26 protein-coding genes and 1 pseudogene are annotated in these 26,408 nt (G+C 72.5%); 14 read left to right on the top strand and 13 right to left on the bottom strand.

Going from position 1 to position 26,408, the window contains the following annotated elements; all coding sequences use genetic code 11:
* Positions 1-46: 46 nt before the first annotated feature.
* Positions 47-1,708: a glycoside hydrolase family 13 protein gene (locus AC3A3J_RS01205; RefSeq protein WP_487670528.1), complete on the top strand. Its 1,662-nt coding sequence runs from the start codon at positions 47-49 to the stop codon at positions 1,706-1,708.
* Between the two features lie 204 nt (positions 1,709-1,912).
* Positions 1,913-2,911: a LacI family DNA-binding transcriptional regulator gene (locus AC3A3J_RS01200; protein WP_487670527.1), complete on the top strand. Its 999-nt coding sequence runs from the start codon at positions 1,913-1,915 to the stop codon at positions 2,909-2,911.
* A gap of 89 nt (positions 2,912-3,000) precedes the next feature.
* Here the strand turns inward: AC3A3J_RS01200 and AC3A3J_RS01195 are convergent, their stop codons facing one another.
* Both AC3A3J_RS01195 and fdxA read right to left on the bottom strand, forming a co-directional pair.
* Positions 3,001-3,489: a flavin reductase family protein gene (locus tag AC3A3J_RS01195; RefSeq protein ID WP_487670529.1), complete on the bottom strand. Its 489-nt coding sequence runs from the start codon at positions 3,487-3,489 to the stop codon at positions 3,001-3,003.
* A 35-nt stretch (positions 3,490-3,524) separates the two neighbouring features.
* Positions 3,525-3,854: a ferredoxin gene (fdxA, locus tag AC3A3J_RS01190; protein WP_487670526.1), complete on the bottom strand. Its 330-nt coding sequence runs from the start codon at positions 3,852-3,854 to the stop codon at positions 3,525-3,527.
* 106 nt (positions 3,855-3,960) lie between these two features.
* On the opposite strand from fdxA, the gene soxR reads away from it, so the two are divergent.
* The 7 genes from soxR to AC3A3J_RS01155 all read left to right on the top strand — a co-directional run bounded on the left by soxR (position 3,961) and on the right by AC3A3J_RS01155 (position 9,448).
* Positions 3,961-4,458, top strand: coding sequence for a redox-sensitive transcriptional activator SoxR (soxR, locus tag AC3A3J_RS01185; protein ID WP_487670525.1), 498 nt, complete (start codon positions 3,961-3,963; stop codon positions 4,456-4,458).
* A gap of 135 nt (positions 4,459-4,593) precedes the next feature.
* The gene (locus AC3A3J_RS01180) at positions 4,594-4,947 is read left to right on the top strand and encodes a carboxymuconolactone decarboxylase family protein (protein WP_400441891.1); all 354 of its coding nucleotides are present in this window, start codon (positions 4,594-4,596) and stop codon (positions 4,945-4,947) included.
* Positions 4,948-4,956: 9 nt separating this feature from the next.
* Positions 4,957-6,309, top strand: coding sequence for an acyl-CoA dehydrogenase family protein (locus AC3A3J_RS01175; RefSeq protein ID WP_487670524.1), 1,353 nt, complete (start codon positions 4,957-4,959; stop codon positions 6,307-6,309).
* The gene (locus tag AC3A3J_RS01170; RefSeq protein WP_487670523.1) at positions 6,306-7,574 is read left to right on the top strand and encodes an LLM class flavin-dependent oxidoreductase; all 1,269 of its coding nucleotides are present in this window, start codon (positions 6,306-6,308) and stop codon (positions 7,572-7,574) included. The genes AC3A3J_RS01175 and AC3A3J_RS01170 overlap by 4 nt, the downstream gene beginning before the upstream one ends.
* Entirely contained in the window at positions 7,571-8,272 is a 702-nt protein-coding gene (locus tag AC3A3J_RS01165) for a hypothetical protein (protein WP_487670522.1), read from the top strand. Before AC3A3J_RS01170 ends, AC3A3J_RS01165 begins: the two co-directional genes overlap by 4 nt.
* Positions 8,273-8,306: 34 nt before the next feature.
* A complete protein-coding gene (locus AC3A3J_RS01160; protein WP_487670521.1) occupies positions 8,307-8,972 on the top strand; it encodes a DUF6301 family protein in 666 nt (221 codons plus the stop codon).
* Positions 8,973-8,974: 2 nt separating this feature from the next.
* Positions 8,975-9,448 carry a TY-Chap domain-containing protein gene (locus tag AC3A3J_RS01155; RefSeq protein ID WP_487670520.1) on the top strand — a complete coding sequence of 158 codons (474 nt, stop codon included), beginning with the start codon at positions 8,975-8,977 and terminating at the stop codon, positions 9,446-9,448.
* 37 nt (positions 9,449-9,485) lie between these two features.
* Here the strand turns inward: AC3A3J_RS01155 and AC3A3J_RS01150 are convergent, their stop codons facing one another.
* Together AC3A3J_RS01150 and AC3A3J_RS01145 are read right to left on the bottom strand one after the other, a co-directional pair.
* Positions 9,486-10,739: an LLM class flavin-dependent oxidoreductase gene (locus tag AC3A3J_RS01150; RefSeq protein WP_487670519.1), complete on the bottom strand. Its 1,254-nt coding sequence runs from the start codon at positions 10,737-10,739 to the stop codon at positions 9,486-9,488.
* Complete coding sequence (locus AC3A3J_RS01145; RefSeq protein ID WP_487670518.1) at positions 10,736-12,775, bottom strand: acyl-CoA dehydrogenase family protein; 2,040 nt, start codon at positions 12,773-12,775, stop codon at positions 10,736-10,738. The genes AC3A3J_RS01150 and AC3A3J_RS01145 overlap by 4 nt, the downstream gene beginning before the upstream one ends.
* A gap of 152 nt (positions 12,776-12,927) precedes the next feature.
* On the opposite strand from AC3A3J_RS01145, the gene AC3A3J_RS01140 reads away from it, so the two are divergent.
* A complete protein-coding gene (locus AC3A3J_RS01140) occupies positions 12,928-13,383 on the top strand; it encodes a hypothetical protein (RefSeq protein WP_487670517.1) in 456 nt (151 codons plus the stop codon).
* A gap of 110 nt (positions 13,384-13,493) precedes the next feature.
* Here the strand turns inward: AC3A3J_RS01140 and AC3A3J_RS01135 are convergent, their stop codons facing one another.
* The 4 genes from AC3A3J_RS01135 to AC3A3J_RS01120 form a co-directional block, all read right to left on the bottom strand.
* Positions 13,494-14,849, bottom strand: coding sequence for an O-acetylhomoserine aminocarboxypropyltransferase/cysteine synthase family protein (locus AC3A3J_RS01135; protein WP_487670516.1), 1,356 nt, complete (start codon positions 14,847-14,849; stop codon positions 13,494-13,496).
* Between the two features lie 86 nt (positions 14,850-14,935).
* Complete coding sequence (locus tag AC3A3J_RS01130) at positions 14,936-15,511, bottom strand: hypothetical protein (RefSeq protein ID WP_487670515.1); 576 nt, start codon at positions 15,509-15,511, stop codon at positions 14,936-14,938.
* Positions 15,512-15,605: 94 nt separating this feature from the next.
* Positions 15,606-16,559 carry an ATP-grasp domain-containing protein gene (locus AC3A3J_RS01125; protein ID WP_487670514.1) on the bottom strand — a complete coding sequence of 318 codons (954 nt, stop codon included), beginning with the start codon at positions 16,557-16,559 and terminating at the stop codon, positions 15,606-15,608.
* A 92-nt stretch (positions 16,560-16,651) separates the two neighbouring features.
* A complete protein-coding gene (locus AC3A3J_RS01120) occupies positions 16,652-18,199 on the bottom strand; it encodes a helix-turn-helix transcriptional regulator (protein WP_487670513.1) in 1,548 nt (515 codons plus the stop codon).
* Positions 18,200-18,288: 89 nt separating this feature from the next.
* Between AC3A3J_RS01120 and AC3A3J_RS01115 the strand changes: the two genes are divergently transcribed.
* Positions 18,289-19,503: an amidohydrolase gene (locus AC3A3J_RS01115; protein WP_487670512.1), complete on the top strand. Its 1,215-nt coding sequence runs from the start codon at positions 18,289-18,291 to the stop codon at positions 19,501-19,503.
* Between the two features lie 44 nt (positions 19,504-19,547).
* Here the strand turns inward: AC3A3J_RS01115 and moaA are convergent, their stop codons facing one another.
* The 5 genes from moaA to AC3A3J_RS01090 are packed head-to-tail and all read right to left on the bottom strand — an operon-like array spanning position 19,548 to position 23,726.
* Entirely contained in the window at positions 19,548-20,642 is a 1,095-nt protein-coding gene (moaA, locus tag AC3A3J_RS01110; protein ID WP_487670511.1) for a GTP 3',8-cyclase MoaA, read from the bottom strand.
* Positions 20,643-20,661: 19 nt separating this feature from the next.
* Positions 20,662-21,774, bottom strand: coding sequence for an ATP-binding cassette domain-containing protein (locus AC3A3J_RS01105; protein ID WP_487670510.1), 1,113 nt, complete (start codon positions 21,772-21,774; stop codon positions 20,662-20,664).
* Positions 21,771-22,559, bottom strand: a complete 789-nt coding sequence (modB, locus tag AC3A3J_RS01100; RefSeq protein ID WP_487670509.1) for a molybdate ABC transporter permease subunit — start codon at positions 22,557-22,559, stop codon at positions 21,771-21,773. The genes AC3A3J_RS01105 and modB overlap by 4 nt, the downstream gene beginning before the upstream one ends.
* Positions 22,556-23,332 carry a molybdate ABC transporter substrate-binding protein gene (gene modA, locus AC3A3J_RS01095; protein ID WP_487670508.1) on the bottom strand — a complete coding sequence of 259 codons (777 nt, stop codon included), beginning with the start codon at positions 23,330-23,332 and terminating at the stop codon, positions 22,556-22,558. Before modA ends, modB begins: the two co-directional genes overlap by 4 nt.
* Position 23,333: 1 nt before the next feature.
* Positions 23,334-23,726: a TOBE domain-containing protein gene (locus tag AC3A3J_RS01090; RefSeq protein WP_487670507.1), complete on the bottom strand. Its 393-nt coding sequence runs from the start codon at positions 23,724-23,726 to the stop codon at positions 23,334-23,336.
* Positions 23,727-23,899: 173 nt separating this feature from the next.
* On the opposite strand from AC3A3J_RS01090, the gene AC3A3J_RS01085 reads away from it, so the two are divergent.
* From AC3A3J_RS01085 to moaC, 3 genes and pseudogenes are all read left to right on the top strand, one after another.
* On the top strand, positions 23,900-24,685 hold the full coding sequence (locus tag AC3A3J_RS01085; RefSeq protein ID WP_487670506.1) for a HesA/MoeB/ThiF family protein: 786 nt from the start codon (positions 23,900-23,902) through the stop codon (positions 24,683-24,685).
* Positions 24,682-25,923, top strand: coding sequence for a molybdopterin molybdotransferase MoeA (locus AC3A3J_RS01080; RefSeq protein WP_487670505.1), 1,242 nt, complete (start codon positions 24,682-24,684; stop codon positions 25,921-25,923). The genes AC3A3J_RS01085 and AC3A3J_RS01080 overlap by 4 nt, the downstream gene beginning before the upstream one ends.
* Positions 25,920-26,390: pseudogene (gene moaC / locus AC3A3J_RS01075) on the top strand (cyclic pyranopterin monophosphate synthase MoaC); the annotation flags it as partial. The gene AC3A3J_RS01080 and the pseudogene moaC, both read left to right, overlap by 4 nt.
* Positions 26,391-26,408: the final 18 nt, after the last annotated feature.

Genomic DNA, 26,408 nt, shown 5'->3' with positions numbered 1-26,408 from the left:
GTGGGAGGGACGGGGGGCATGTAAGCGTTTGCATTAGGGTGGGGGCATGACTCAGCTCGAACAGTTCGCCGCGCCCGGTTCCGAGTGGTGGCGCAGCGCCGTCATCTACCAGATCTACCCGCGCTCCTTCGCCGATGCGTCGGGCGACGGCATCGGCGACCTTCCCGGGATCACCGCCCGACTGGACTCGCTGAAGGACCTCGGCGTCGACGCGATCTGGCTGAGCCCCTTCATGACCAGCCCGCAGCGCGACGCGGGCTACGACGTCGCCGACTACCGCGACGTCGACCCCCTGTTCGGCACCCTGGCCGACTTCGACACCATGCTCGCCGAGGCGCACGCCCGGGGCATCCGCGTGATCGTCGACCTCGTGCCCAACCACTCCTCCGACCAGCACGAGTGGTTCCAGCAGGCGCTGAAGGCCGGCCCCGGCAGCCCCGAGCGCGCCCGCTACATCTTCCGCGACGGTCGCGGCGAGAACGGCGAACTGCCCCCGAACAACTGGGAGTCGGTGTTCGGCGGCGGCATGTGGCAGCGCGTGACCGAGTCGGACGGCACCCCCGGGCAGTGGTACCTGCACATCTTCGACGTGACCCAGCCCGACTTCGACTGGAACAACGAGGAGGTGCAGGAGGAGTTCCGCTCGATCCTGCGCTTCTGGCTCGACCGCGGCGTCGACGGATTCCGTGTCGACGTGGCCCACGGCATGATCAAGACCGAGGGCCTGCCCGACTACGTGCCGCCGGCGGATGCCGACTCGATGGGCGGCGGCCAGGCCGACGTGCCGTACTGGGGGCAGGACGGCGTGCACGAGATCTACCGCGACTGGCACAAGGTGCTCGCCGAGTACGACGGCGACCGCGCCCTCTGCGGCGAGGCCTGGCTGCCCACGCTCGAGCGCACCGCCGAGTGGGTGCGCCCCGACGAGATGCACCAGACGTTCAACTTCCCGTACCTCATGACCCCGTGGGACGCCGAGAAGCTGCGCTCGGTCATCCGCGAATCGCTCGACGCGTTCGGCAACGTCGGCGCGCCCAGCACCTGGGTTCTGTCGAACCACGACGTCGTGCGTCACGCGACGCGCCTGGCGCTCACGGTCGACAACCCGCAGGGCGAGGGCATCGGGCCGAACACCCCCGGCAAGCCCGATCCCGTCGTGGGCCTCGCCCGCGGTCGTGCGGCGACGGCGCTCATGCTCGCCCTCCCCGGATCGGCCTACCTCTACCAGGGCGAGGAGCTCGGCCTGCCGGAGGCGATGGAGATCCCCGACGAATACCGCCAGGACCCCACCTGGTTCCGTACGAACGGCGAGCGGTACGGACGCGACGGATGCCGCGTGCCGCTGCCCTGGGACGCGGATGCCCCCGCCTACGGCTTCAACGAGACCGGGCGGTCGTGGCTGCCGCAGCCGTCGGAGTGGGCGCAGTTCGCCCGCTCGGCCGAAGAGGCCGACCCGACGTCGACCCTCTCGCTCTACAAGGAGCTGCTGGTGAAGCGCCGCGAGTTCGGCTTCGCCACCGGATCGCTCGTCTGGGAGGACGCCGGAGCGGATGCCGTGGCCTTCCGCCGCGGCGACGTGCACGTGCTGGTGAACCTGGGCACCGCGCCGCTTCCGCTGCCGGCCGATGCGACGATCGTGCTGGCGAGCCAGCCGGTCGAGGGTTCGGAGCTGCCCGTCGACACCGCCGTCTGGTACACCCGGGGCTGACGCCGATGCCGGGGCGGCGCGAGCGTCGTCCCGGCATCCGCCCCCCCCCCCCGGTAGCATGCGCACCGGCATCCGACCCGGCCATCGGTTCCGGGCCGCGCCGGCATCCGCCACCCGGAGCATCCGGCACCGGCATCCGCCCCGGCCATCGGCGCCGGGTCCCGCCGACATCCGCCACCCGCACCCGACGCCCGGAGACACGACATGACGAGCATCGACGACGTGGCCCGCCGCGCGGGCGTCTCGACGGCGACCGTGTCGCGCACGCTGAGCGGAGGGGCCGCGGTGTCTGCGGCCACCCGCGCCCGCGTGATCGAGGCGGCCGACGCTCTGGGCTACGTGGTGTCGTCGCGGGCATCCAGCCTCGCCTCCGGGCGCACGCGCACCGTCGGCGTGATCGTGCCCTACCTCGACCGGTGGTTCTTCAGCACGGTTCTGTCGGGCGTCTCGACCGCCCTCATGCGCGCGGGCTACGACATCAGCCTCTACAACATCACCCCCGACCGCGAGGTGCGGCGGCACGTGTTCGACACCTTCCTGCGCCGTCAGGGGGTGGATGCGGTGATCGCCGTGTCGATCGAGCTCGACGACGACGAGACGCGCCGCCTGCTCGATCTCGGCCTGCCGGTCATCGCGATCGGCGGCCCGCATCCCGGGCTCGACACCCTCACCGTCGACGAGATCGGCATCGCGCGTCTGGCGACCGAGCACCTCGTCGCCCGCGGGCACCGAGACATCGCGTACATCGGCGCCGGAGCCGAGTTCGACACCGACTTCCACGTGCCCACCAACCGCCGCCGCGGGTTCGAGCAGGTGCTCGCGGCCGCCGGCATCCCCCTCGATCCTGCGCGGGTTCTCGTCGCCGACTTCACGATCCAGGGCGGGCATCGGGCGGCGACCGCGCTGCTGAGCGCCGAGGGGCCGCGGCCGACGGCGATCTTCGCGGCATCCGACGAGATGGCCATCGGAGCGATCCTCGCCGCGCGGGAGCTCGGCATCCGCGTGCCCGAGGACCTCGCGGTCATCGGCATCGACGGGCACGAGCTGGGCGCGATCTTCGACCTCACCACGGTCGACCAGTTCCCGCTGCAGCAGGGCGAGCGTGCCGCCGCCGCGGTGCTCGTACGCCTGGGTGAGGCCGAGCCGCCCGCCGCCGCGTCGCCCTTCGTGCTCACCGAGCGCGGCTCGACCGCCGGTTCCTGAGCGGCGTCCCGCGGTTCCCGTCGCACGGGTGGCTCGTCTGAGCCCTCAGAGCAGCCCCTCGCGCGACCGGAACGGCGCGGACGAGCGCGTCAGGGCTGGGGTGGGAGGGAGTGGAAGCGGCGGTCGACGTAGACGAGCGGGCGACCCTGCGGGCCGGCGAGAACATCGAGCACTTCGGCGATCACGACGCTCGACGTGCCGACGGGCACGACCTGCAGCGCGCGGCTGCGCAGGGCGAACCGGGCGGCGGGCAGGTAGGGCTCGCCGGTGGGCAGCGTGCTCCACCCCTGCTCGGGGGTGAAGCGCTCCGACCCGCTGACCGCGAAGCGCTGGGCGAGCTCGGAGTGGTCGTCGTCGATGAGGTGCACGACGAACGTGTCGGCCGAGAGCAGCCCCCCGGCGCTGCCGGTCGCGCGCGTGACCGAGAAGACGATCGCCGCCGGGTCGACGGCGACGGATGCCACGCTCGACGCGGTGAGACCCACGGGGCCGTCGGGGGTCGACGCCGTGATGATGGCGACGCCGGCGGGGTGGGTGCGGAAGGCCGCCTTGAGCCCCTCGCCGACCGCGCTCGGCACCGGAGCGCCGGATGCGGTGGGGGAGGTGTCGGCGGTCACTCGGCGCCCTCGGCCTGGGGCGGGAGGGCGGCGACGATCGGATGGTCGTGCGCGATCACACCCACCTTCGCCGCACCACCGGGAGAACCGATCTCGTCGAAGAACTCCACGTTCGCCTTGTAGTAGTCCTGCCACTCGTCGGGCAGATCGTCCTCGTAGTAGATCGCCTCGACCGGGCACACCGGCTCGCACGCCCCGCAGTCCACGCACTCATCGGGGTGGATGTACAGCGACCGCTCCCCCTCGTAGATGCAGTCGACGGGACACTCGTCGATGCACGCACGATCCTTCACATCGACACAGGGCAGAGCGATCACATAGGTCATGGGGCTTCCTTCGGGTCAGCGTCTCACGCTAAAACCTCAAGTACACTTTAGGTCAAATCCGCAGGCAGGGGCTTGCGCTCCGCGCATCCGCAGGGGAAGGACGCCGATGACCGCGCACACCGACGCACCCGACTCCGGCCCCGACTCCGCGAGCCCCGACGAACCGCTCACGGTCGGCGAGATGACGCGCCGCACCGGAGTCGCGGCATCCGCCCTGCACTTCTACGAGTCGCTCGGACTCATCGCCTCGACCCGCACCCCGGGCAACCAGCGGCGGTACCCCCGGCACATGATCCGCCGGGTGTCGCTGATCGCCGTGGCGAAGCGCCTCGGCATCCCGCTGTCCGACGTGCAGAGCGCCTTCGCCGACGTCCCCCTCACCGAGACCCCCACCCACGACGAGTGGCAGCGCGCCTCACGGCGGTGGAAGCGCGAGCTCGAGAAGCGCCGCGAGGGCATCGAGCGTCTGGAACGCGAGCTGACCGGATGCATCGGCTGCGGCTGCCTGTCGATGAAGGCGTGCAGCCTGCTCAACCCCGACGACGCGCTGGGCAGCAAGGGCGCGGGTCCGCAGCGGCTGCAGGGCGATCCGCTCGACGGATGACGTCTGCGGGTGCCCCGCATGACCCCGTGTTGCAGTCCGACGTGCAGGGCGGATGCCCGGGGCCATAGCGTCGCGGATGAACCCCCGGGCTCCGTCGCGTCCGGGCCGGTGACATCCGCGAGCAGAGAGCAGAGCATGAGCGCCTACTTCGACAGCGAAGCCGACAAGACCTACACAAAGGTCTACAAGGAGCACACCCCCGACATCCTCGCGGCGTTCGCGGCGTTCGACAGCGCCGTGTTCGCTCCCGACGAGTCACGGGCGATTCCGCTCAAGTACCGCGAGCTGATCGCGCTGGCGGTCGGCATCACCACGCAGTGCGTCTACTGCATCGACGCGCACTCCCAGAAGGCCGTCGCGGCCGGTGCCGACGAGGCCGAGCTGGCGGAGGCCGCGTGGGTCGCGACGGCCATCCGTGCCGGCGGCGGCTTCGCGCACGGGCGCCTCGCGTTCAAGCTCGCCGAGCCCGCACACGAGCACCAGCACTGACGAGACCCCGTGTCCGACGACCTGCTCGCGCCCACGTCGGTCGCCGACGTCGGCATCGGCGGCCGGAACGTCGCCGCGATCGACGATGTCATCGCCCGGATCGCCGCCGCATCCGCCGCCCGTGACCTCGACGGCGACCCCGAGCGAGCGCTGCGCGCCGACGTGCGCACGCTCGCGTCGTTCGGCGTGACGGCCGCCCGCCTCCCGGCGCAGGCCGGCGGTGCCGGGCTGACCTACCCGCAGCTCGTCGATCTGCAGATCCTCCTCGCGCGCGCCGATGCGAACGTGACCCAGAGCCTGCGCACGCACTTCACCGCGAGCGACCGCGCCGCCCGAGCGATCGCCCGCGGCGACGCGGATGCGGCGACCGACGAGCTCGTCGCCGAGATCGCCGCCGGTCGTCTCTTCGCCGGAGCCACCACCGAGGGCGCCGGCGAGGTCGGCACCGTGGGCACGACGCTGCACACCGACGGCGACGGCATCCTGCGCCTGAACGGCCGCAAGGCCTATGCGACCGGCACCGGCTACGCCGACTGGATCCAGGTGCTCGCCTCCGACGACGACGGCCGGCATCTGGTCGCCGTGGTGCGGGCGGATGCCGACGGCATCACGCGGCACGACGACTGGCACGGCGTCGGCCAGCGGCTCACCACCTCCGGAACGATCGAGTTCGCCGACGTCGCCGTCGACCCCTCGCGCGTGCGCGTCGGCGAAGCACCGGGGGCCGACCGGCCGGGGTCGCTCGACGCCGTGCTGCAGCTCACGCACCTCGCGACTCTCGCCGGGATCGCACTGCGCGTGCGAGACGACGCCGTGACCTGGCTGCGCGCCCGCACCCGCTCTTTCAGCCACGCGTCGCGCGCGGTGCCCGCCGACGACCCGCAGCTGCAGGAGCGCATCGGCACGCTCGACGGTCTCGCACAGGCCGTGGTCGCCTCGGTGCGCGCCGCGGCCGCGGTGCTCGGCGCCGACCTCGATCGCCCTCGTGCCGCACAGACCGGTGACGGGCACCTCGCGGTCACCCGCGCGCAGGTCACGGTACCCGCGCTCGTACTGCAGGCGACGCAGAGCGTGTTCGACCTGGGCGGCGGATCGCTGGTCGACGCCCGCCTCGGTCTCGACCGGCACTGGCGCAACGCCCGCACGCTCAGCAATCACAACCCCGCGCATCTCAAGGCGCGGGCGCTCGGCGAGCGTGCGCTGGGGGGCGGCGACCTGCCCGCCATCTGGTACGTCGGTACCCCGAGCCGGCCGACCCCGGGGGCCGCAGATCTTCGCAGTCCCGCGGAGTCCCCGACCCCCGCCCCCGCGCAGCTGCGCGATTCTGCCGAACTGCGAGACGAGAAGGAGCCCGCCCGATGACCCGCCCCCTCGTGCTCGGCGCGAACGTGTACGACTACGGCACGGATGCCGGCGCCTGGCGTGCGCCCGGCGAAGATCCGTTGCGCGTGTTCGGTGCCGACTTCTGGCGTGACGCCGCCCGCACCGCGGAGGACGCCGGCATCCACGCGATCTTCCTCGCCGACACCCCCGGTCTCGCGTCGAACCCGGCGATCCGTCCGAGCAGGCTCCTCGAACCCCTCGCGGCGCTGGCGACCGTCGCCGCCGAGACCGACCGCCTCGGCATCATCGCGACCGTCTCGTCGAGCACGAACGATCCGATCGAGCTCGCCCGCCGGCTGCTGAGCGTCAACGCCTTCAGCGGTTCTCGCTTCGGGTGGAACGTCGTGACGGGCGTCACCGGCCCCGCAATCACCGACTTCGGCTACGACGCCGACCCCGGCCGAGAGGAGCGCTACGCCCGGGCCGAGGAGTTCGTCGCCGCGTACACCGCGTTCCTCGCCGCGGTGCAGGGCGAGACCGAGTACGTGCACGAGGGCGAGTACTTCGGCGCCCGCATCCGCCGGTCCGATCTGGGCGTCGACCCCGCGATCCGGGCCCTGCTGCCCGACGTCGCCCCGCTCGTGGTGCAGGCGGGCGGCTCGCCGCGCGGGCGTCAACTCGCCGCGGCGAGCGCCGAGGCGGTGTTCGCCGCCGAGACCGTGAAGGAGACGGCGGCCGAGAACCGTCTCGACCTGCGCCGACGAGCGGCCGAGCTCGGGCGACCCGCCCCGCTCGTGCTGCCCGGCATCCACCTCGTGGTCGGCTCGACCGAGGAGGAGGCGGAGCGGCGGTTCGCGGTGATCCATGAGCGCGGCCCTGACGGATACGTGCTCAAACGGTTCACGGCGATGTTCGGCATCGACGGCTCGCGGCTCGACCTCGACGCCCCCGCCGAGGGCGAGATCCAGCGGCTCTCGGGCGATCCCTCCGCCGCGCCGATCGGATTCCGGAAGGCGATCGCGGCCTACGGCGCGGCGGGCGATCTCACGGTGCGCGAACTGCTGCGGTATTTCGCAGGGTTCGGGCACCAGCTCTTCGTCGGCACTCCGGAGCGGCTGGTCGACATCATGACCGACTGGGTGGATGCCGGCGCTGCCGACGGGTTCAACCTCCTGTTCGACACGAACCCGTGGGGACTGCGCGAGTTCGCCGAGCACGTCACTCCGGTGCTGCGCGAGCGCGGGCTGCTCGCCGGGCCCGGCGACGAACCGTTCACCGCCTGGCTGAGAGGACTGCGCCGATGACCCGTCTGCTGCGCGTCGATGACGCCACCCTCGCCGGCTTCGCCGTGCGCGCCGGTTCGGGCCGTGCGGAGCGTGCCGCGCTCGGCGCCGAACTGGACGCCGGAGCGGACGTGCTGCTGCTCGGCGACCTCGCCGGACCGGGGCCGGACCGTACGGCCGCAGCCGCGGCGCTCCTGGCGATCACGCGACGGGTCGTCCTCGTGCCGATCATCGGTGAGCGACAGCATCCGATCAACCTGGCCCGGACGATCGCCACGCTGTCGAACCTGCACGAGCGGCGGGTCGGCGTCGCCGGATCGTCGGCACCGGTGCTCGCGCTGATCTCGCGGCTGTTCGAGACGTGGCCGCTCGACGCGGTGGTCGGCGACAGCGAGGCCGGGGTGTTCGTCGACGATTCGCGGATCGTGCGGATCTCGGACCCCGCGTTCCCGACGATCGGCGGGCCGCTGACCGTGCCGGTGGATGTGAGCGACAAGCCGGTGACGGTGCTGCTGTCGGCGTCGGAGTCGGTCTCGCCCGGAGTCGACGTGGTGCTCGACGCCGACGAGGTGCTCGTGTGGGGAACGGTCCCGGTGCTCGGAGACGAGGGCGATGAGGACATCGTCGGCGCACGGGAGGCGTTCGGCCTCGGGGCGTCTGCGGCCATCGCCTCAGGATCGCCCGCCTTCGCGGGGTCGGGGCGACTCGACCAGGTCTGATGTTCTCGCGGCGCGGGTCGGTAGGGTCGAGCGCATGGGACAGATCGCCATCTATCGCGACATGCTCGCCGACGCGTCCGTCGTCGATGACGGCCTCCAGCTCTTCACCGCCGACAGCCGCGCATCCGACCGGGGTTTCGTCCCTTTCGGGTTCGAGCGTTCCGAGATCCAGCAGTACGTGACGACGGTCGCGCCCGACGACCCCGACGTCCTGCTGCCGGGGTGGAAGGTGATGCCCGCGCAGGAGATCTGCGATCTGCTCGATTTCTGGGATGCCGCCCCGTGGCCCCTGCCGCGCGATGAGGTGCAGCGCCTCGCCGTCGAGAGGTTCGGGTGGACCATCGAGGTGGACGACGGCACGCCATACCTCATGAACACCGTGTCGGACTTCACGATCCCCGACGTCTCGACCATCGGCGCCGGCAGCGACCTTCATTATCTGAGCCTCCGCATCGCCGACGTCATCCGCGAGGTGACTCCCGCGTCGGAGGCGTTCCTCGGCGACGGCTTCGCACGCGCGGTCCGCGAGGGCGCCCGGCGGTGGGGCGCTCCCACCCTGCGCTCGCGCGTGCGCGGGACCTCGGCCGAGTGGCGGCGTCCGTCGGGCGCGGAGATCTTCGTCAACGCCCGCCCGAAGGGACTCTCCGCGATGTTCAAAACGCCGCAGGGTGCCGCTCTGGACCGGAAGGCGGGGTACTGATCGTGAGCGCCGAGTGGAACGACTTCCAAGAGCGGCTCGCCGCCAGCCTCCGACACGTCACGGACCGGGTGTTCCTCATCGTCGCGTCCGGCGACGATGCGCGGCGTTATGTGCAGTACACGGCTGTGTCCGACGTACTCCACGGCGAGGCACCCGGCACCGACATCGTGACGGATGCCGACGCCGCCGTGCTCGCGGCATCCGTCTGGCGAGAGCCGGAGGCCGCCCAGCCCCTCTGGACCACGAGCCGCCCCCTCCCCGCGCTCACCACCGAATACCGGGCACTGGCGATGCACAGCGTGCGCCTGCTGCGGCACGCGTACCGGATCTCGTCGCCGAGCATCCTGCGCTACCGCGCCTGGCGCGAGGCGGAGCTCCCGCCCGCCGGTGCACGCTGGTCGGCGAAGCGCCGCGCTCAGCTCGACACGGGCGAGGCCCGCCTGGAGATGCCCTTCCTGGGCCTCGACACCTTCTGACGCCGGGGCGCCAGGCGGCGCGAGCCCGCGCGAAGGGTCACGGCCGCCGGAAGCGCTCCAGCACTCCGCCCTGGCCGTACTCGCGGCGGAAGATGCCGCGGCGCTGCAGCTCGGGAACGACCTGGTCGACGAAGTCCTCGAGTCCGGACGGGAACAGGTCGAGCATGATGTTGAAGCCGTCGGCCGCACCCGCCTGGAACCACTCCTCCATGGTGTCGGCGATCTGCTCGGGCGTTCCGGCGAGGAATCGCTGCCCGTAGCCGCCGAAATCGCGCAGCAGGCGGCGGATCGTCGGCTGCTCCGTCCGGATCCGCTCGATCAGCACCCGACGGTACGCCGCCGACCATCCGGCATCCTGCGCCTCGGCATCCGCGAGGATCTGCGCGGGCACCGGCGCGTCGAGGTCGAGCCCCGAGAAGTCGGCGCCGAGCGCCTTCGACAGCTCGTTGAGGCTGTAGGTGGCGGGGGCGAGGTGCTCCCAGTGGTCGAACCGCTCCCACGCCTCCTGCTCGGTGCTGCCGATGACCACGGCGAGTCCGGGGAAGACGCGCACATCGTCGGCCGAACGCCCCGCCTCCACCGCATACGAGCGGATCTTCTGCCGGTGCTCGGCCGCCGAGACGGGATCGTGATCGACCGAGTACACGCCGTCGGCGACGAGTCCCGCCAGGCGCCAGCCCGGCTCCGACCCACCGGCTTGCACGATCGCCGGGCGCTCGGCGACGAGCGCGTCCATCTCGAGCCCGGCGTGCACCGCGAACGAGCCGTCGTGCTCCACGATCTCCGAGGTTCCGGCCGTCGCCCACAGCCGCTTCACGACCGTGACGAACTCCTCGGCGCGGGCATACCGCACCTCGCGTTCGGGCACCTCGGTGAGGCCGAAGTTGCGCATGGCCTCGACGTCCCAACTGGTCACGGCGTTCCAGGCGAAGCGCCCCTGCGTCGCGGTGTGCAGCGCCCACAGGCGCCGGGCGAGCTCGACCGGCTCGTTGAGGGTGGTGGATGCCGTCGCCACGAAGCCCAGGTGCTCGGTCGCCGCCGCCATCGCCGGCACGAGCACCCCCGGGTCGAGGTACTGCACGGGACGGCTGCGCGGATCGGTGATGGCGGGGCGATCGGCGAGGAAGATCGCGTCGACCAGCCCGCGCTCGGCGATGCGCGCCACGTTCTGCCAGTGCGCGAGGTCGACGATCGCGTCGGGGCGGATCTCGGGCGCGCGCCAGGCCGCCGGCCGCTGGCCGACTCCGAGCACGTTGATGTTGACCGTGAGCAGGCGGTTCTCGTCGCTCATGACGCCTCCGTCTCGCTGCCGCGCTCGAAGCGGGCGGATGCTCCGGGGAGCTCGAACAGGGCCGGCGCGGGCAGCCGCAGCCGCGCGCGCAGGGTCTGCGGGGATGCGCCGGCATCGGCATCCGCGACGACAGGCAGGGAACCGGCGATCGCGAGCACCTCGTCGATGTCGCGCGCCGCGCGCGTGGTCGCGAGCGGGTAGCCCGAGGCATCCGCGTACGGCAAAACCCACGCACCGTCGCGCACAAGCAGATCGACATACCGGTGACCGTCGTCGAACCGGCGCGACGACACGAACACCGGCAGGTACTGCGGACTGCTGGGCACGTTCAGCGGGCCGGCCGAGGGGAAGGCGCCGGCGGCGTTGATGCGACGGATGCTCTCGGTCTGCGCGAAGTGCGGGGCGTCGGCATCCGCGGCGATCGACTCGCGCGGCCAGGTGCGCAGCAGCTGCTGCACCACGCGGATGCGGTCGCGCTCGGTCTCGCCCTCGTGGTCGCCGTCGTCGAGCACCCAGGCGGTGCGTCCGCCGGACAGCTGCTCGATCGAGGCGATGCGGCGGGCGAGGTTGTAGGGGTGCCCGGTGTCGTCGAGGTCCCGGGTGCCGACCGCGAACCACGCCGAAGGCAGCCGGTGCAGCACCGTGGCGATGGCGACCGCGGGGTCGAAGTGCGCCCCTGCACGCTCGTCGAACTGGAACAGCACCGGCTCACGCCCCGCGAACGCATCGGCCACGGAATCGAGCGACCGCGGGTCGGCCGTGAGGCGGCCGGCGAGCGCGGCGTCGATCCGCACGACGGTCAGCGGACGGATGCCCGCGGCGATCGCACGCGACACGGCGGCTTCGCGCTCGGCCGGCTCGGCGATGCGATCGATCGCGTAGATCTCGCGGTCGGCGATCGCGCGGAGGCGGTGCAGCACCGGGTTGTGCGTCGAGAGCGTCTGCGCGTTGCGCCAGAATCGGTCGAGCCGCAGCGTGCTGCGGAGGTTCTGCGCCTCGGCCGTGTCGTCGAGCAGCGCCGGCAGCGTCATCAGCCGGTCGGCAGCCTCGATCACCTGCGGAACGATGGTGGCCTGCGCTTGGAACACCGCGTTCACCGCGTCGTCGGCGAGGGCCTCGGCATCCTGCTGCTGGCCGATGATGGCCTGGTGGGCGATCTCGCTGAGGCGGCCGATCTCGCCGAGCGAGGCGCGCGCCGAGGCGACGAGTGCACTGATGCGTCCGTACCCCTCGAGCACGAGGATCGGCGAACCCCCGTGCGAGCGATCGATCCGGTCGATGAGATCGGCGGCCGCGGCGCGCGCGCCCTCGCCGATCCCGACGAGCACGGCGAGCAGGATCATCTGCTGCCAGCCCGGCGTTCCGAGGTGCTGCGTCTGCCAGGGGGCGACGTCGTCGGGATCGACCGGAGCGCCGTCGAGCACGGTGGTGCCGCTCGCGGTGGCGCGCTGGCCGAAGCCGGTCCAGTCGTCGAGCAGCGCGACCCCCGGCGAGTCCTTCGGAAGCGCCGCGATCACCAGGTCACCCGCGTCGTCGACCGCGCTGTACTCCAGCCAGTCGGCGTAGCGGCTGCCCGTCGAGTAGAACTTGCGGCCGGTCAGACGGGGGATGCCCGTCTCGGTCGAGAGGCGCGTCGTGAAGACGCTCGGGCCGGAGCCGTCGGCCTCGGTCCATCCGCCGCCGATGATCGCGCCCGCCGCGATGCGCGGGATCCACCGGTCGCGGAGGGCACCGGCGGGCGTCTTGACGTGCCGTTCCGTGGCGAGCACGTGCGTGCGCCAGGCCTGGGCGAGGTTCGAGTCGGCGGCGGCGACGGCGGTGAGGGCGTCGAGCAGATCGAGGACGTCGCCGCCGAGACCGCCCTCGGCGACCGGAACCCGGATGCGGCCGAAGCCGGCGGCGGCGAGGCGGGTGAAGAAGCTCTGCGGAAGCTCGGGGGCGTCGGAGATGCTCGCCTGGCGGATCTCATCGAGGAGCCCCGGTACACCGGGAGTCCTCCGCGCCCAATCCAGGGGGCCGAACGGACGGGAGGTCATGGGGTCAGCGTATCCAGCGTCGTCGGCCCGGCATGCTCCTGTTAACGCGCATGACGTCGACAGCGGATGCCGTTCGCTACAGTCGGAATCCCGCGGTCCGGGGAAGACCGCCCCGCACCCGTCGCCGCCGCCCCCGCCCGCCGAGGAGGATCATGTCCACCGCCGCTCCGACCGATCGCTCCCGCACCGCCGACCTCGGCGCGCCGTGGATCGAGGGCGCCGGCGCCCGGGCGCTGCACCTCGTCATCGACCGCGCCGCGCTGATCGCCGAGGTGACCGAGACGGGCGCCGTGCAGACCGCCGCGCGCACGCGACGGCAGCAGCACGGCAACACCGAGCGTGCGGCCGACGACCCCCAGTTCCTGCGCGTGCTCGCCGATGCCGCGGCCCGTTCGGCCGTCGCGACCGCGGCCGCCGACGCGCTGCTGCGGCGTGCGGCGGAGGGCGCGGCATCCGTCGACGAGGCGGAACTGCTCGCCGCGGGTCTGGCGCCGCTGGCGTCGGAGGCCGTTCGTTCCCTCTTCGAGACGCTCGGCGCCTCGGCGACGCTGACGGAGCACGGCCTGCATCACTTCTGGACCCGCCTCCACGCCCTCGAGGCGCGCTAGCCCCTCTCCCCTCTCGCCCGTCACTTCCGCTCCCGTCGCACTTTCTGTCGCCTGGCTGCGCGCCGAGCGACAGAGAATGCGACCGGAGCCGGGGGTGCAGAGGCGACGAGTCAGAGGGCCAGGTGACGGAGCACCGCGGCGAGCGCGGAGTCGAGGTCGGCGATCAGGTCGTCGACCGTCTCGATGCCGACCGACAGCCGCACGAGGCCGTCGTCGATCCCCAGCTGCGCCCGCAGCTCCGGCGTGAACGACAGATGCGTGGTCGTCGCCGGGTGCAGCACCATCGACCGCACGTCGCCGATGTTCGTCATACGGCTGAACACCCGCAGGCTGTCGATGAAGACTTCGGCCCCCGCCCGCCCACCGCGCACCGTCACGGCGAACACCGATCCGCTGCGGCCCCCGAGCGCGCGCTGAGCGATCTCGTGCTGCGGATGCCCGGGCAGGCCGGCGTAGTCGACGTACTCGACGGCCGGATGCCCCGCGAGGAACTCGGCGATGGCCTGCGAATTGGCCACGTGCCGTTCCATGCGCAGCGACAGCGTCTCGATGCCCTGCTGCAGCAGGAACGCGTGCAGTGGTGAGAGTGCGGGCCCGAGGTCGTTGACGATGCCGCCGCGCACGAACTGCTCGTAGGCGCGTCGCCCGTGCGTCTCGAGCGCGCTCGGCACACCGGGCGCCGGCGGCTCGGTGATGCCCGCGTACGAGCGGGGGCTGCCCGCCCAGTCGAACGTGCCGCCGTCGACGATGACGCCCGAGATCGCCGCCCCGTGTCCGGTGAGGAACTTGGTGCCGGAGTGCACCACGATGTGCGCGCCCTGCTCGATCGGACGCACGAGGTACGGGGTGCCGATCGTGTTGTCGACGATGAGCGGCAGGCCGTGGCGCTCGGCGATGCGGGCCACGGCGGCGATGTCGACCACGTCGTTCTTGGGGTTCGGGATCGTCTCGGTGAAGATCGCCTTCGTGTCAAGGCCGATCGCCGCCTCCCACTGGGCCTCGTCACCGGGGTCGAAGACGTAGTCGACGCCGACGCCGAAGCGCGCGAACGAGCGCCCGAACAGGATGCGCGTACCGCTGTAGATGCTGGCGGTCGAGACGAAGCGGTCGCCGTTGCCGACGATCGAGAGGATCGCCGCGCTGATCGCCGCCTGTCCGGAGGCCACGACGATCGCCCCGACTCCGCCCTCGAGCGCAGCGATGCGCCGCTCGGCGACGCCGTTCGTCGGATTGAGGTTGCGCGAGTAGATCTGACCGTCCTCGCCTCCGAACCGACGTGTGCTCTCGTCGAACGAGTCGAACCGGAAGGCCGCGCTCAGGTGGATGGGGGCGACGCGCGAGCCGTAGGCGGGCTCCTCGACCTCGCCGGCGTGCACCTGCCGCGTGTCGAACCCGAACCCGGTCCAGTCGTAGACGGGAGGGAGCACGTCGTGCGCCACGGAATCGGGACGGATGCCTTCGCTCATGCTCCCGACGGTAGAGACTGCTCCGCTCGGGCGCGCGGCCGCCCGTCACGAGAGGTCACAGTCCGGCGGCGGGGCGCGTCGCCGACTCAACGGGGCGAGACCGACCGGCTCACCCCGACGCGCTCCAACTGGCGCACGAGTCGAGCCGAGAGCAGCGCTCCCGCCGCCGTCGCGACGACACGGGCGAGCAGCGTGAGCCCGAGGATCACCGGGCCGAGGTGCTCGGGCGACATCACGGGCAGCGAGACCGCGAACAGTGCCGCTCCCACCACGACGCCGCTCACGAGGCTGTCACGGCGCTCCGTCCAGCGTCGGCGCTGCGCCGCCCGCAGCACCAGGTCGAACAGCATCCCCGCGGCCATCAAAGGCACAGCGAGCAGCCAGCCGAGCGGGGTGAACGGCGCGCAGACCAGTGCGGTGATGCCTGCGGCCAGCGTCGCTCCCCACGCCAGGCCGGTGAACCGGCGCGCCGCGAAGAGGAGGAACGTCTGGGTGCAGGCGACGAGCGCATAGACCGGGGGGAACCAGGCTGCGAGACGACCGAGGACGGGCGTGAGCACGACGATGACGATGACCTGCAGCGCGGCGAATGCGGCCACCTGCAGCAGGGCGCGGGTGGGCGACCGGCGGGCACCGTGAGGAGAGGGGGAACCGCCGGACATGGCTCGATCCTATGGCGACGGCGGCCGCGCCCGACCACGCCCCGTCCGGGCGACAACGCCCCGCCCGCGCCTGCCCGCCGACGGCCGCGCGGACTCAGACGGCCGCGGGCTCCGCCGTGCGGGCCAGCAGTCCGCCGAGGTGTCGTGCGATCTGCCGTGGACCCGACACCGCCGCACCCGCCTCGACGTCGGGGTTGTAGTTGGTGTTCGTGTTGACGTCGTAGGTCACCCGTCGCCCGTCGACCGTCTCGATGAACTCGATCCCGGCGATCGCGATGCCCGCGTCGTCGAGGAACGCACGGTACTGCTGCACCAGCGGATGCTGCGCCGTGACCTCCTCGCGCACCCGGAACAGCGGCTCGGGCTCGACGCCGTCGGCTCCGGGCAGCGCGCAGGCCTCGGCCGGGCACAGCTCGAAACTGCCCGCGCTCGTGTCGACCCGCACCGCGTAGACGAACTCGCCGCCGGCGAACTCGACGCGAGTGACGAAGGGCGCCGCGGCGAACAGGTTCTCCTGCAGCAGCGTGATGCCGTCGGGCGAGGGCTCGAACTCGGGGCCGTCGACCCAGGCGTCGAACTCCTCGTGGCTCTCGTGGCGACGCACCCCGAGTCCCTTGCCCCCCTGGTTGTGCTTGCTGATGAAGGGCGCGGTGAACTCCCGGGCGCGCTCCTTGAGCGCCGCGGTGCCGAACACGGCGACCGTGCGCGGAACGTCGATGCCGGCGCGCTGCAGCGCGGCGTGCTGGGCGGCTTTGCTGACCTCGAGCTCGAGCACCCCGCTTCCGTTCACGACCGTTCGTCCGGCGGCTTCGAGCCAGCGCAGCACCGCGCGACCGTACTCCTTCGAATGCGCGTGGTCGCGCGTGTGCGCCGAGGCGCTGAGCCGCGACCAGAACACACCCTGCGGAGGCTCGGCCGTGAGGTCGATCGCCCCCTCGGTGAGCAGCCACTCCTGCGCCGGCACGCCCTCGGCCTCGAAGGCGGCAGCGAACGGGGGGAACCATTCGGCGTTCTCGTGGATCACGTACACGCGGGGTTCTGCAGTCATCCCCTCACGCTAGAACAGCGTGCCGACGCGCGGGCGGCCGCTGAGATGCAGCGTAATGCGGGGCATCCGTCGGTCAGCGCCGCCGCCGTCGATCAGCGCCGCAGCCGGTCGATCTGGAAGAGCCACTGCAGCTCCTCCCGACTCGTGACCCCGAGCTTGGTGTACGCGTGACGCAGGTGGGTCTTCACGGTGTTGATGCTCACGTGATGCGCCTCCGAGATCTCGGAGTTCGTGAGGCCCGCGAGCGCGGCCTGCACGACCGCGGCCTCCCGATGAGTGAGGGCGTCGGCCCCGGCGATCGTCGCGCCGCCCGCCAATGCCTCCAGACGGTCGGCGATCTCGCCGTCACCGCGTTCGCGCGCATCCGCCGCGAGAACCGCGCGCACCTCCGCCGAGGCGAACGCCCACGACTGGTGGCAGAGGTTCCATGCCGAGAGGTCGGCCACCCGGCGGAGCAGCTCGGCGCGTTCCTCGCCCTCGACGCGGTCGGCGGCGATCAGCAGAGCGGCGACGAGGATGCGTGGGCGGGCACTCGACACGTGCAGCAGAGGCGCGATGACCCGGGCCGCCTCGACCGCCCGGTCGCGTCGCACGAGCATGCGCGCGTGCACCACGGCCTGCATCTGCCGCACGAGGCTCGACCCGGCGTCGACGGGTGCGGCTCCGAGCATCCGCTCCGCCTCATCGGCCCGGCCCGTGAGACGCAGCAGCAGCGATCGGATGAAGACGGCGAACTCCGAGCCGAGCGGGTTGTAGGCGTGCTCGTCGGTGAGCGTGCCGACGAACGCGTCGAACTCGGCGAGCAGGGTACGGGCCGTCGTCTCGTCGTCGGGCGTGATGTAGGCGCGCACCGCGAAGTACGGTGCCCAGTAGTCGAGCCCTTCGCGGATGTCGACGCCGAGCAGCACGACCCGCGCGGCGTCGACCTCGAGACGCTCGACGTACAGGATGGCCTCGGCGAGAGTGCCGGGGGTGCGTGCCGTGGCGGCCCACCATGCGTCATCGGGGATACGAGGACGCTTGAGCAGCCACGCCGTGGCCTCGCGCCCCCGACCGTGCAGGGCGTGGATGAGCGCGACCGCGCCCGCCGCCCGTGCGGCCGCCATGTGGTTGCCGACGGTGCCCGCCCAGTCGTAGCTCAGCGCGAACTGCTCGGCGGCCATGTCGAACTGGTTGACCAGCTGGAAGGCGAGCGCCCAGTGATAGTGGAACTCGGGCAGAGCGGTGTCGAAGGTCGGCACGATGTGCGCGGGGGTGTCGCTCAGCAGCGCCACGGCCCTTTCGGCGGCGGCCACCGCCTCGAGGTACCGGCCCTCGACCCGCGCGACCCGCACCTCGTTCGTGACCTCGGCGAGCAGGTCCAGCGAACTCCGCGGGGGTGTGTCGCCGACGTCGTCGGGTCGATCGGCAGCCGGGCGATGCAGGATGCGCCGCAGGTACTCCTCCGCGAACCGGAGGCGGGAGTTCGCCTCGAGCACGTCCGGCGGGACCGACACCAGCAGGTCGATGAGGTCGTCCGGATGCTCCTGGAACAACTCGCTCCAGTGCACCCTCAGCAGATCGAGGAAACGCGGCCAGTCGCCGTCGTCGCGGGCATCGCCGAAGTGCCCGATGAGGTCGCGCAGGCTCGCCTCTGACATCGCCGCCTCCCTCTCCCTCGAGCGTCGACGCGTCCAGTGTCGCAGACGTGCGCCGGGACGGCACCCGACCCGCCGGATAGGCTCGGGCCATGACGATCGATCTCGAAGCGCTCTACGTCGACCTGCACCAGCACCCCGAGCTCTCCTTCCAGGAGACCCGCACCGCCGGCATCGCCGCCGGCCACCTGCGCGACCTCGGGCTCGACGTGCACGAAGGCATCGGGGTCACCGGAGTGGTCGGCATCCTGCGCAACGGAGACGGTCCGGTGGTGTGGGTGCGAGCCGACATGGATGCCCTGCCCGTGGGCGAGCTGACCGGTCTGCCGTACGCCAGCACCGCCACCGGGGTTGACCCGGCGGGCAACACCGTGCCGGTCATGCACGCGTGCGGCCACGACATGCACGTCACCGCGATGATCGGCGCCGTCGAAAAGCTCGTGAATGAGCGCGCCGACTGGGCGGGCACTCTCGTCGTCCTCATCCAGCCCGCCGAGGAGTACGGGGCCGGCTCGCGGGCCATGCTCGACGGCGGCCTGCTCGATCTCGCGCCGAAGCCCGACATCGTGCTCGGCCAGCACGTCACCCCCCTGCCCGCGGGCACGATCGGCGTGCGGTCCGGAACCCAGATGGCCGCTTCCGACGGCATCACCGTCACCCTGCACGGACGCGGCGGGCACGGTTCGCGCCCGCACTCGACCGTCGACCCCATCGTGATGGCGGCGGCCACCGTGATGCGCCTGCAGACGATCGCGTCGCGCGAGGTCGATCCGCGCGATGTCGCCGTCGTCACCGTCGGATCGATCCACGCCGGGTTGAAGAACAACATCATCCCGGCCGAGGCGAAGCTCGAACTCAGCCTGAGGTACCCGAACGACGAGATGCGCGCCCGCGTGCTCGCGAGCGTCGAGCGCATCGTGCGGGCGGAGGCCGCGGCATCCGGTGCGGAGCGCGAGCCCGAGTTCCACACCGTGCACACGCTGCCGCCCACCATCAACGACGTCGAGGCGACGGCCCGCGTGACGCGCGCCATCCAGGCCGCGGTCGGCGAGGGTTCTGTCGTCGACCCCGGCATGTTCACCGGCAGCGAGGACGTGTCGTGGTTCGCCCGCGACACCGGCGCCCCACTGGTCTTCTGGTTCTGGGGCGGCGTCGACCCCGCCGCTTTCGCCGCCGCACTCGAGGGCGGAACGATCGACCGCGACGTGCCGACGAACCACTCCCCCTACTTCGCGCCGGTGGTCCACCCCACCATCGAGGTCGGCGTCACCGCGATGTCGGCCGCCGCCCGCGAGTTCCTCGCCTGAGCGGAACTCCCGCGCCGCGCGGATCGACCGCCGAACGCGCCGGGTCAGCCGCCGATGGCGTTCATGCCGCGCGCCGGCTGCAGGAAGGACGGGTCGTCGATCGCGTGGCCGGGCAGCTTGCCGAGGATGCACGAGCGCAACAGGTCGGCGATCGCGTCGTCGCGCTCGCCGGGCACCGAGGCCCCGCCCCGCAAGAGGCCGGTGAGGTCGTACTCGTCGTTCGAGAAGAGGCAGTTGCGCAGTTGCCCGTCGGCGGTCAGCCGCAGCCGGTCGCAGGCGCCGCAGAACGGGGCCGTGACCGAGGCGATCACGCCGACCTCGTGCGGGCCGCCGTCGATGCGCCACTTCTCGGCCGGTGCGCCGCCGCGGCCGGGAACGGGTTCGAGCGTCCACCGCTCCGCCAGTGCGGCGAGGATCTCCTCCCGCGTGACCATCGTCTCCCGGTCCCACGTGTGGCCGGCGTCGAGAGGCATCTGCTCGATGAAGCGCAGCTGCGCGCCGGTCTCCATCGCGAAGGCCACGAGGTCGGCGAGTTCGTCGTCGTTCACGCCCCGCATGGCGACGGCGTTCAGCTTGAGCGGGCGCAGCGAGGACGCGGCGGCCGCGGCGATGCCTTCGAACACGTCGTCGAGCCGGTCGCGGCGGGTGAGGTCGGCGAACTTCTGACGGTCGATCGTGTCGATGCTGATGTTGAGGCGGGTCAGGCCCGCATCGATGAGCGCGGGGAGCTTCTGCGCGAGCGAGATGCCGTTGGTCGTCATGGCGACCTCGACGGGCCCGTCGTCGCCCTCGATGAGAGCGATGCGCCGCACGACGTCGACGATGTCGGGGCGCAGCAGCGGCTCGCCCCCGGTGAGTCGGAACGTGCGGATGCCGAGCGACGCGGCGACGCGCGCCACCTCGACGATCTCGTCGGTGGAGAGGATGCTCGTGCGGGCGAGCCACTCGTTGCCCTGCTCGGGCATGCAGTACGTGCAGCGCAGCGAGCAGCGGTCGGTCAGCGAGATGCGCAGGTCGCGGTGCACGCGGCCGTGCGTGTCGACCAGTCCGCGGACCGAGGGATCGATGGCCGTCCGGGCCGCGTCGCTGCCGGCTCCGGTCGCCGGGCGACGGCCGATCACGACCGGTACGGCCGTCATCGCGTCCCCTCGATCCCCGTCATCCTCCGAGACTAACCCGCCTCGACGCGACCGAGGGCGGGTGGGCGGGCATCCGCTCCCTCGCCCGCACGAACCGCACGCCGCCCGGGTCGATGCGCAGACGCACCGTATCGCCCACTCCGACGCCGCGACCCTCGGCGAGGGGAACCTCGATCGCGCACAGCTCGGTGTGCACCCGCATCCCGTCGAGCGTCGGTTCGATGTGGACGACGGTGGCGCGCCAGGCGTCCGCATCGCTCTCCCCCGCACCGATGATGCGCGCGTCCGCCGGCCGGAACACCGCCGCGAGCGGCTGCCCGTCGACCGTCGCGCGCGCCCGAGACGCGGCATCCGTGCTCGTCAGCCGCAGTTCGCCGCGCCGCCAACCCCCGGCATCCGCCATTCCCTCGACGCGGTTCACGCCGGCGATCGCCGCGACGAAGGCGGATGCCGGCGCGGCGAGCACCTCGCGCACGGGTCCGGCCTGCGTCACGCGCCCCGCTTCGACCACCACGAGCCGATCGGCGAGGGCGACGGCGTCGACGGCGTCGTGGGTCACGGCGACCGTGGTCGTGTCGGCGAGCTGTTCGCGCAGCATCCGTCGGATGTCGGACGCCGTCGATGGATCGAGAGCGACGAGCGGCTCGTCGAAGAGCACGGCGCGGGGCGATGCGGCGAGCGCGCGGGCGACCGCCACGCGTTGCGCTTCGCCGCCGGAGAGCTCCTGGGGTGCGCGGTCGCCGGATCCGGGCAGACCGACGCGGGCGAGGAGAGCGTCGGCGGCATCTCGCGCATCGCGGGCCGCGACCCCGGCTGCCCGCGGACCGAAGGCGACGTTCTCGCGCACCGAGAGGTGCGGGAACAGCCGGGCGTCCTGGCCGAGCAGCACGATGCCCCGACGCATCGGAGGGGTTCGCACGGGCGAGGCTCCGACCCGGTCGACGGCCCTTCCGCCGACCGAGATCTCCCCGTCCGACAGCGGCACCAGACCGGCGAGAGCCTGCAGCAGCGTCGACTTGCCCGCCCCGCTGGGCCCCATCACCGCGACCGTCTCCCCTGCGGCCGCCTCGAGCGAGACGTCCACGACGAAATGCTCGCGCGGCACGACGACGTGGGCGCGCAGACCGGTCATCGCGCGGCTCCGGGGCGCCACCCGCGCACGAGCAGCAGCACCGCGACGGCGGTGGCGAGCAGCAGCAGAGCGAGGGCCACCGCCGCCCCCTGCGACACCCCGGCGCCGTTGAACGCGGTGTAGATCGCCAGCGGCATGGTCTGCGTGACGCCGGGGCGGTTGCCGGCGAACAGCGCGGTCGCCCCGAACTCGCCGATCGCCCGCGCGAAGCACAGCACCACTCCGGCGACGATGCCCGGCGCGGCGAGAGGAAGGGTGATGCGCCGAAGGATGGTCCAGCGCCCGGCGCCGAGGGCCGCTGCGGTGCGCTCGTGATCGACGCCCGCGGCGCGCACGGCGCCTTCGACGGCCAGAACGAGGAACGGCAGAGCGACGAACGTCTGCGCGAGCACGACCGCGGGCGTGCTGAACGAGAGGCCGAGACCGCCGAGCCACCCCGCGCGACCGAAGAGGTACAGCAGGGCGACACCGCCCACCATCGGCGGGAGAACGAGGGGCACGGTGACCGCGGCGCGCAGCACGGCGGCGAGCCGGGGCCCGGAGCGGGCGATGAGGAGCGCGAGCGGCACGCCCACCACGATGCACACGAGGGTGGCGAGCAGCCCGGTGCCGAGCGAGAGGCCGAGGGCGGTACGCGCGGCATCGGACGTGACGTCGGAGACGAACGTCGTCCATTCCACCCGGGCGATGAGCGCGGCGAGCGGAACCAGGAGGAACGCGAGCCCGATCGCCGCGGGGATCGCGAGAGCGCGCGGCACGTAGCCGGTGAGCCGCGCCGAGGTCACGGCGCCCCGAAACCGAAGTCGGCGAGGATCTCCTGTCCGGCGTCCGAGAGCACGAAGGCGACGAAGGCGGCCGCCGCGTCGGGGTTCTCGGCATCGCGCAGCGCGGCGAGGGGGTAGCGGTTGACGACGTCGGCGGCCTCGTCGGGCACGATCGCCTCGACGTCGTCGCGTCCGACGACATCGGTCGCGTACACGAGACCCGCGTCGGCCTCCCCTGCCGCGACCTTGGTGAGCACGGCGGTGACGTTCTGCTCGACGCTCGCGGGATCGACGACGACGCCCGCCTCGTCGAGGAGAGCTGCGGATGCCGCGCCGCACGGAACCTCGGGGGCGCACAGCACGGTCACCGCGTCGGCGAGGTCGTCGAGGGTCGCGACCCCGGCCGGATTGCCCGAGGGCACGGCGATCACGAGCGTGTTCGCGGCGAAAAGATCGGGATCGTCGATCAGCTCGGCCGCCTTCTGCATGGTGGCCTCGTCGGCCGACGCGAACACGTCGGCGGGCGCGCCGGCGAGCAGTTGCGTGACGAGCGTCGACGACCCGTCGTAGACCGGCACGACGGTCAGGTCGGGATGCTCGGCGACGAAAGCATCCGCGATCGCATCGAACGCCCCCTGCAGCGATGCGGCGGCGTACACCGTGAGCTCGCCCGTGACGTCGCCCCCGGTCCCGCCGGTCGTCGGCGGGCCCGACGTCGATGCCGCGCAGCCGCTGAGCGCGAGCAGCGCGGTGGCGATGACGGCGATTCGGGCACGACGCGCGACGGTGCGCATGTCAGTCCTTGGGGATCTCGACGACGACCTGGGTCGCCTTGACGGATGCGGTGGCGAGCGCGCCGACCTCGAGCTGCAGCTCGCGCGCCGCCTCGGCCGACATGAGAGAGACAACGCGATGCGGGCCCGCCTGGATGTCGATTTGCGCCACGAGACCGTCGATCTGCACCCGGGTGACGAGACCCGTGAAACGGTTGCGCGCGCTCGTACGTGCCTCTCCCGACGCATCGGCGGCCGCGGCCATCGCGAGGGTGTGGGCGGCGAGGGCATCGCCGGGGATCTCGGCGGGCGACGAGTCGGTGGTGGGCAGCAGGCCCTGCTCGATCCACCGTCGCACGGTGTCGTCGCTGACCCCGAGCAGCTGCGCGGCGCGCGCGACGCGATACGTGTGCATGAGCCGAGAGTACCGCAGATGCGGATGCTTTCGGCCATAATCGACGTGTGAGCGGAGAAAAGGGGCAGAGCACTCGTCCTCCACATCGCGCGGGAGACGCGAGGTGCGCGCCGAGCCGTCGTTCTCCCCCTGCGCGCCGCACACCCCGACTGGCCACGGCATACCCTGAGTCCATGCAGCCCCTCGTCGCCCCCGCTTCCGTTCTCGCTCCCACCGAGCTCGTGCGCACGGCGCGGCACGCGGTCCTCGCCGGCATCGGTGAGGAAGGGCAACGCCGACTCAGTGCGGCGCACGTGGCGGTCGTCGGCGCCGGCGGGCTGGGGTCGCCCGTGCTGCTCGCTCTCGCCGCGGCGGGCGTGGGCACCCTCACGGTCATCGACGACGACGTCGTAGAGCTGACGAATTTGCAGCGCCAGCTCGCGCACCGCGTCGACGACATCGGTGTCGCGAAGACCTCGTCGGCCGCGCGCGCCATCACCGCGCTCGCCCCGCAGACCGTCGTGATCGAAGCGGCCGAGCGCCTCGACGCGACGAACGCCGACAGCCTGCTCGACGACGCCGACATCGTCGTCGACACGAGCGACTCGTTCGCGACCCGCCGTGCGGTCGCCGCCGCCGCCGAGAGCCTCGGTCGCCCGCTGGTGTGGGGCGCCGTGCAGGAATGGCATGCCCAGGCGACCGTGTTCTGGTCGGCGCCGCCGCAGGGCGAGCCCGTCGTGCTCGCCGACCTGTTCCCCCCTGGCACCGAGGGCGAGCCGCCGAGCTGCGCGCAGGTGGGCGTGCTGGGCGCTCTCTGCGTGCAGGTGGGCGGGATGCTCGCGGCCGAGGTCGTGAAGCTCATCACCGGCGCCGGCGAGCCCCTGCTCGGCCGCCTCGCCGTGATCGACGCGCTCGGCGGCCGGCAGCACGAGATCGCCCTCCGCCCCGCCTCCCGCGGGACGCGGGAGGTGCGGGCATGACCGCCGCGACGCCCCGCACGGTCGAGGAGCAGCGGAGTCGCGTGCTCGACGCGGTGCGCGTCCTCGAGTCCGAGACGCATCCGGTGGAGGTCGCAGCCGGACGCACTCTCGCGCACGCGGCGATCGCCGCCCACGACATCCCGCTCTTCGACAACTCGGCCATGGACGGGTTCGCCGTGCGCGCCGCCGACGTGGCGCACGCCAGTGCCGAGCATCCGGTCACCCTGCGCGTCGTGGCCGACCTGCCCGCCGGGGTCTCCGACGATCCCGCCCTCGCGGCCGGCGAGGCGGCGCGCATCATGACGGGATCGCCGACGCCGACCGACGCCGACGCGATCGTTCCCTTCGAAGACACCGAGGGCGGCCTCGCCGACTCGCTCGGCGAGGTGCGGGTGCTGCGTGCGCCGTTGAAACCCGGGGCCTTCGTGCGGCGGCGCGGGGCCGACCTGCGACGCGGAGACGAGGTGCTGCGCGCGGGCGAGCGTCTGGGGGCCTTCCAGGTCGCGGCCGCCGTGGCCGCCGGCGTGACCGAGGTGCAGGTCGCACGTGCGCCGCGCGTGGCGGTGATCTCGACGGGCAGTGAGCTGCTCGGCCCCGGCGAGACCCCGGCCCGCGGGCGCATTCCCGACTCGAACGGGCCGTTGCTGGCGCGACTCGTCGCCGACGCCGACGCCGACGTGGTTCATGTCGCACGAGTCGCCGACGACGCCGACGCCGTGCGCCGTGTGACGGCCGAAGCCGAATCGCTCGGTGCCGATGTGATCGTCTTCACCGGGGGCGTGAGCGCGGGGGCGTACGAGCCCGTGCGCGGCGCCTTCGACGGCGGCGGCGAGGTGGAGTTCACGCCCGTGGCGATGCAGCCCGGCAAGCCGCAGGCGTTCGGGGTGCTCCCCTCGGGAGCGCTGGTGTTCGGACTTCCGGGGAACCCCGTCAGCGTCGCGGTGTCGTTCGAGGTGTTCGTACGCCCCGCGCTTCTCGCCCTGCAGGGCCGGGCGCAACTGCACCGTCCGCTCCTGCGGCTCGCCGCCGACGCCGCGTGGACGACGCCGCCGGGGCGGCGTCAGTACCTGCCCGCCGTCGTCGACCTCGCCGCGGGGACGGTGCGCCCCGCCACGCCCGGCGGATCGGGGTCGCACCTCGCCGGCGGGCTGGCCCGCGCCGAAGCGTTCGCGATCGTTCCGGCCGAGGTCGACGCGGTCGCCGTCGGCGATCGGATCGATGTCATGCTGGTCGGATGAGCTTCCCGCACCTCGACGCCGCCGGCCACGCGCACATGGTCGACGTCACCCTCAAGCAGCCGACCGTGCGCACCGCCACCGCTCGCGGCTTCGTGCGGTGCAGCGCAGAGGTCGTCGCAGCGCTGCGCGACGGCACCATGCCGAAGGGCGACGTGCTCGCCGTGGCCCGGATCGCCGGCATCCAGGCCGCCAAGTCGACCCCGGCACTACTGCCCCTCGCGCACGTGATCGGGGTGCACCGGGCGAGCGTCGACCTCGAAATCGTCGACGACGGGGTCCGCATCGAGGCGACCGTCGGCACGGCCGACCGCACCGGGGTCGAGATGGAGGCCCTCACCGCCGTCTCGGTGACCGCGCTCGCGGTGGTCGACATGATCAAGGGCGTCGATCGTGCAGTCGTGATCGAGAACGTGCGCATCACGGCGAAGTCCGGCGGACGGTCGGGCGACTGGGTGCGGCCCGGCGAGGACGCCGACGCAGCATCC

This window comes from Microbacterium sp. Soil_N32 (assembly GCF_057655505.1).
This window is presented reverse-complemented; position numbering and strand designations above follow the sequence as displayed.

What these genes read in the sequence shown, in the direction of transcription:
- AC3A3J_RS01115 (WP_487670512.1), top strand. Translation starts at nt 18,289, where the DNA reads ATGACGATCGATCTCGAAGCGCTCTACGTCGACCTGCACCAGCACCCC.
- AC3A3J_RS01135 (WP_487670516.1), bottom strand. Translation starts at nt 14,849, where the DNA reads ATGAGCGAAGGCATCCGTCCCGATTCCGTGGCGCACGACGTGCTCCCT.
- AC3A3J_RS01085 (WP_487670506.1), top strand. Translation starts at nt 23,900, where the DNA reads ATGCAGCCCCTCGTCGCCCCCGCTTCCGTTCTCGCTCCCACCGAGCTC.
- AC3A3J_RS01090 (WP_487670507.1), bottom strand. Translation starts at nt 23,726, where the DNA reads ATGCACACGTATCGCGTCGCGCGCGCCGCGCAGCTGCTCGGGGTCAGC.
- AC3A3J_RS01125 (WP_487670514.1), bottom strand. Translation starts at nt 16,559, where the DNA reads ATGACTGCAGAACCCCGCGTGTACGTGATCCACGAGAACGCCGAATGG.
- AC3A3J_RS01145 (WP_487670518.1), bottom strand. Translation starts at nt 12,775, where the DNA reads ATGACCTCCCGTCCGTTCGGCCCCCTGGATTGGGCGCGGAGGACTCCC.
- AC3A3J_RS01080 (WP_487670505.1), top strand. Translation starts at nt 24,682, where the DNA reads ATGACCGCCGCGACGCCCCGCACGGTCGAGGAGCAGCGGAGTCGCGTG.
- modA (WP_487670508.1), bottom strand. Translation starts at nt 23,332, where the DNA reads ATGCGCACCGTCGCGCGTCGTGCCCGAATCGCCGTCATCGCCACCGCG.
- AC3A3J_RS01205 (WP_487670528.1), top strand. Translation starts at nt 47, where the DNA reads ATGACTCAGCTCGAACAGTTCGCCGCGCCCGGTTCCGAGTGGTGGCGC.
- AC3A3J_RS01120 (WP_487670513.1), bottom strand. Translation starts at nt 18,199, where the DNA reads ATGTCAGAGGCGAGCCTGCGCGACCTCATCGGGCACTTCGGCGATGCC.
- AC3A3J_RS01150 (WP_487670519.1), bottom strand. Translation starts at nt 10,739, where the DNA reads ATGAGCGACGAGAACCGCCTGCTCACGGTCAACATCAACGTGCTCGGA.
- AC3A3J_RS01200 (WP_487670527.1), top strand. Translation starts at nt 1,913, where the DNA reads ATGACGAGCATCGACGACGTGGCCCGCCGCGCGGGCGTCTCGACGGCG.
- soxR (WP_487670525.1), top strand. Translation starts at nt 3,961, where the DNA reads ATGACCGCGCACACCGACGCACCCGACTCCGGCCCCGACTCCGCGAGC.
- fdxA (WP_487670526.1), bottom strand. Translation starts at nt 3,854, where the DNA reads ATGACCTATGTGATCGCTCTGCCCTGTGTCGATGTGAAGGATCGTGCG.
- AC3A3J_RS01160 (WP_487670521.1), top strand. Translation starts at nt 8,307, where the DNA reads ATGGGACAGATCGCCATCTATCGCGACATGCTCGCCGACGCGTCCGTC.
- AC3A3J_RS01140 (WP_487670517.1), top strand. Translation starts at nt 12,928, where the DNA reads ATGTCCACCGCCGCTCCGACCGATCGCTCCCGCACCGCCGACCTCGGC.
- AC3A3J_RS01180 (WP_400441891.1), top strand. Translation starts at nt 4,594, where the DNA reads ATGAGCGCCTACTTCGACAGCGAAGCCGACAAGACCTACACAAAGGTC.
- AC3A3J_RS01130 (WP_487670515.1), bottom strand. Translation starts at nt 15,511, where the DNA reads ATGTCCGGCGGTTCCCCCTCTCCTCACGGTGCCCGCCGGTCGCCCACC.
- AC3A3J_RS01170 (WP_487670523.1), top strand. Translation starts at nt 6,306, where the DNA reads ATGACCCGCCCCCTCGTGCTCGGCGCGAACGTGTACGACTACGGCACG.
- AC3A3J_RS01165 (WP_487670522.1), top strand. Translation starts at nt 7,571, where the DNA reads ATGACCCGTCTGCTGCGCGTCGATGACGCCACCCTCGCCGGCTTCGCC.
- AC3A3J_RS01105 (WP_487670510.1), bottom strand. Translation starts at nt 21,774, where the DNA reads ATGACCGGTCTGCGCGCCCACGTCGTCGTGCCGCGCGAGCATTTCGTC.
- moaA (WP_487670511.1), bottom strand. Translation starts at nt 20,642, where the DNA reads ATGACGGCCGTACCGGTCGTGATCGGCCGTCGCCCGGCGACCGGAGCC.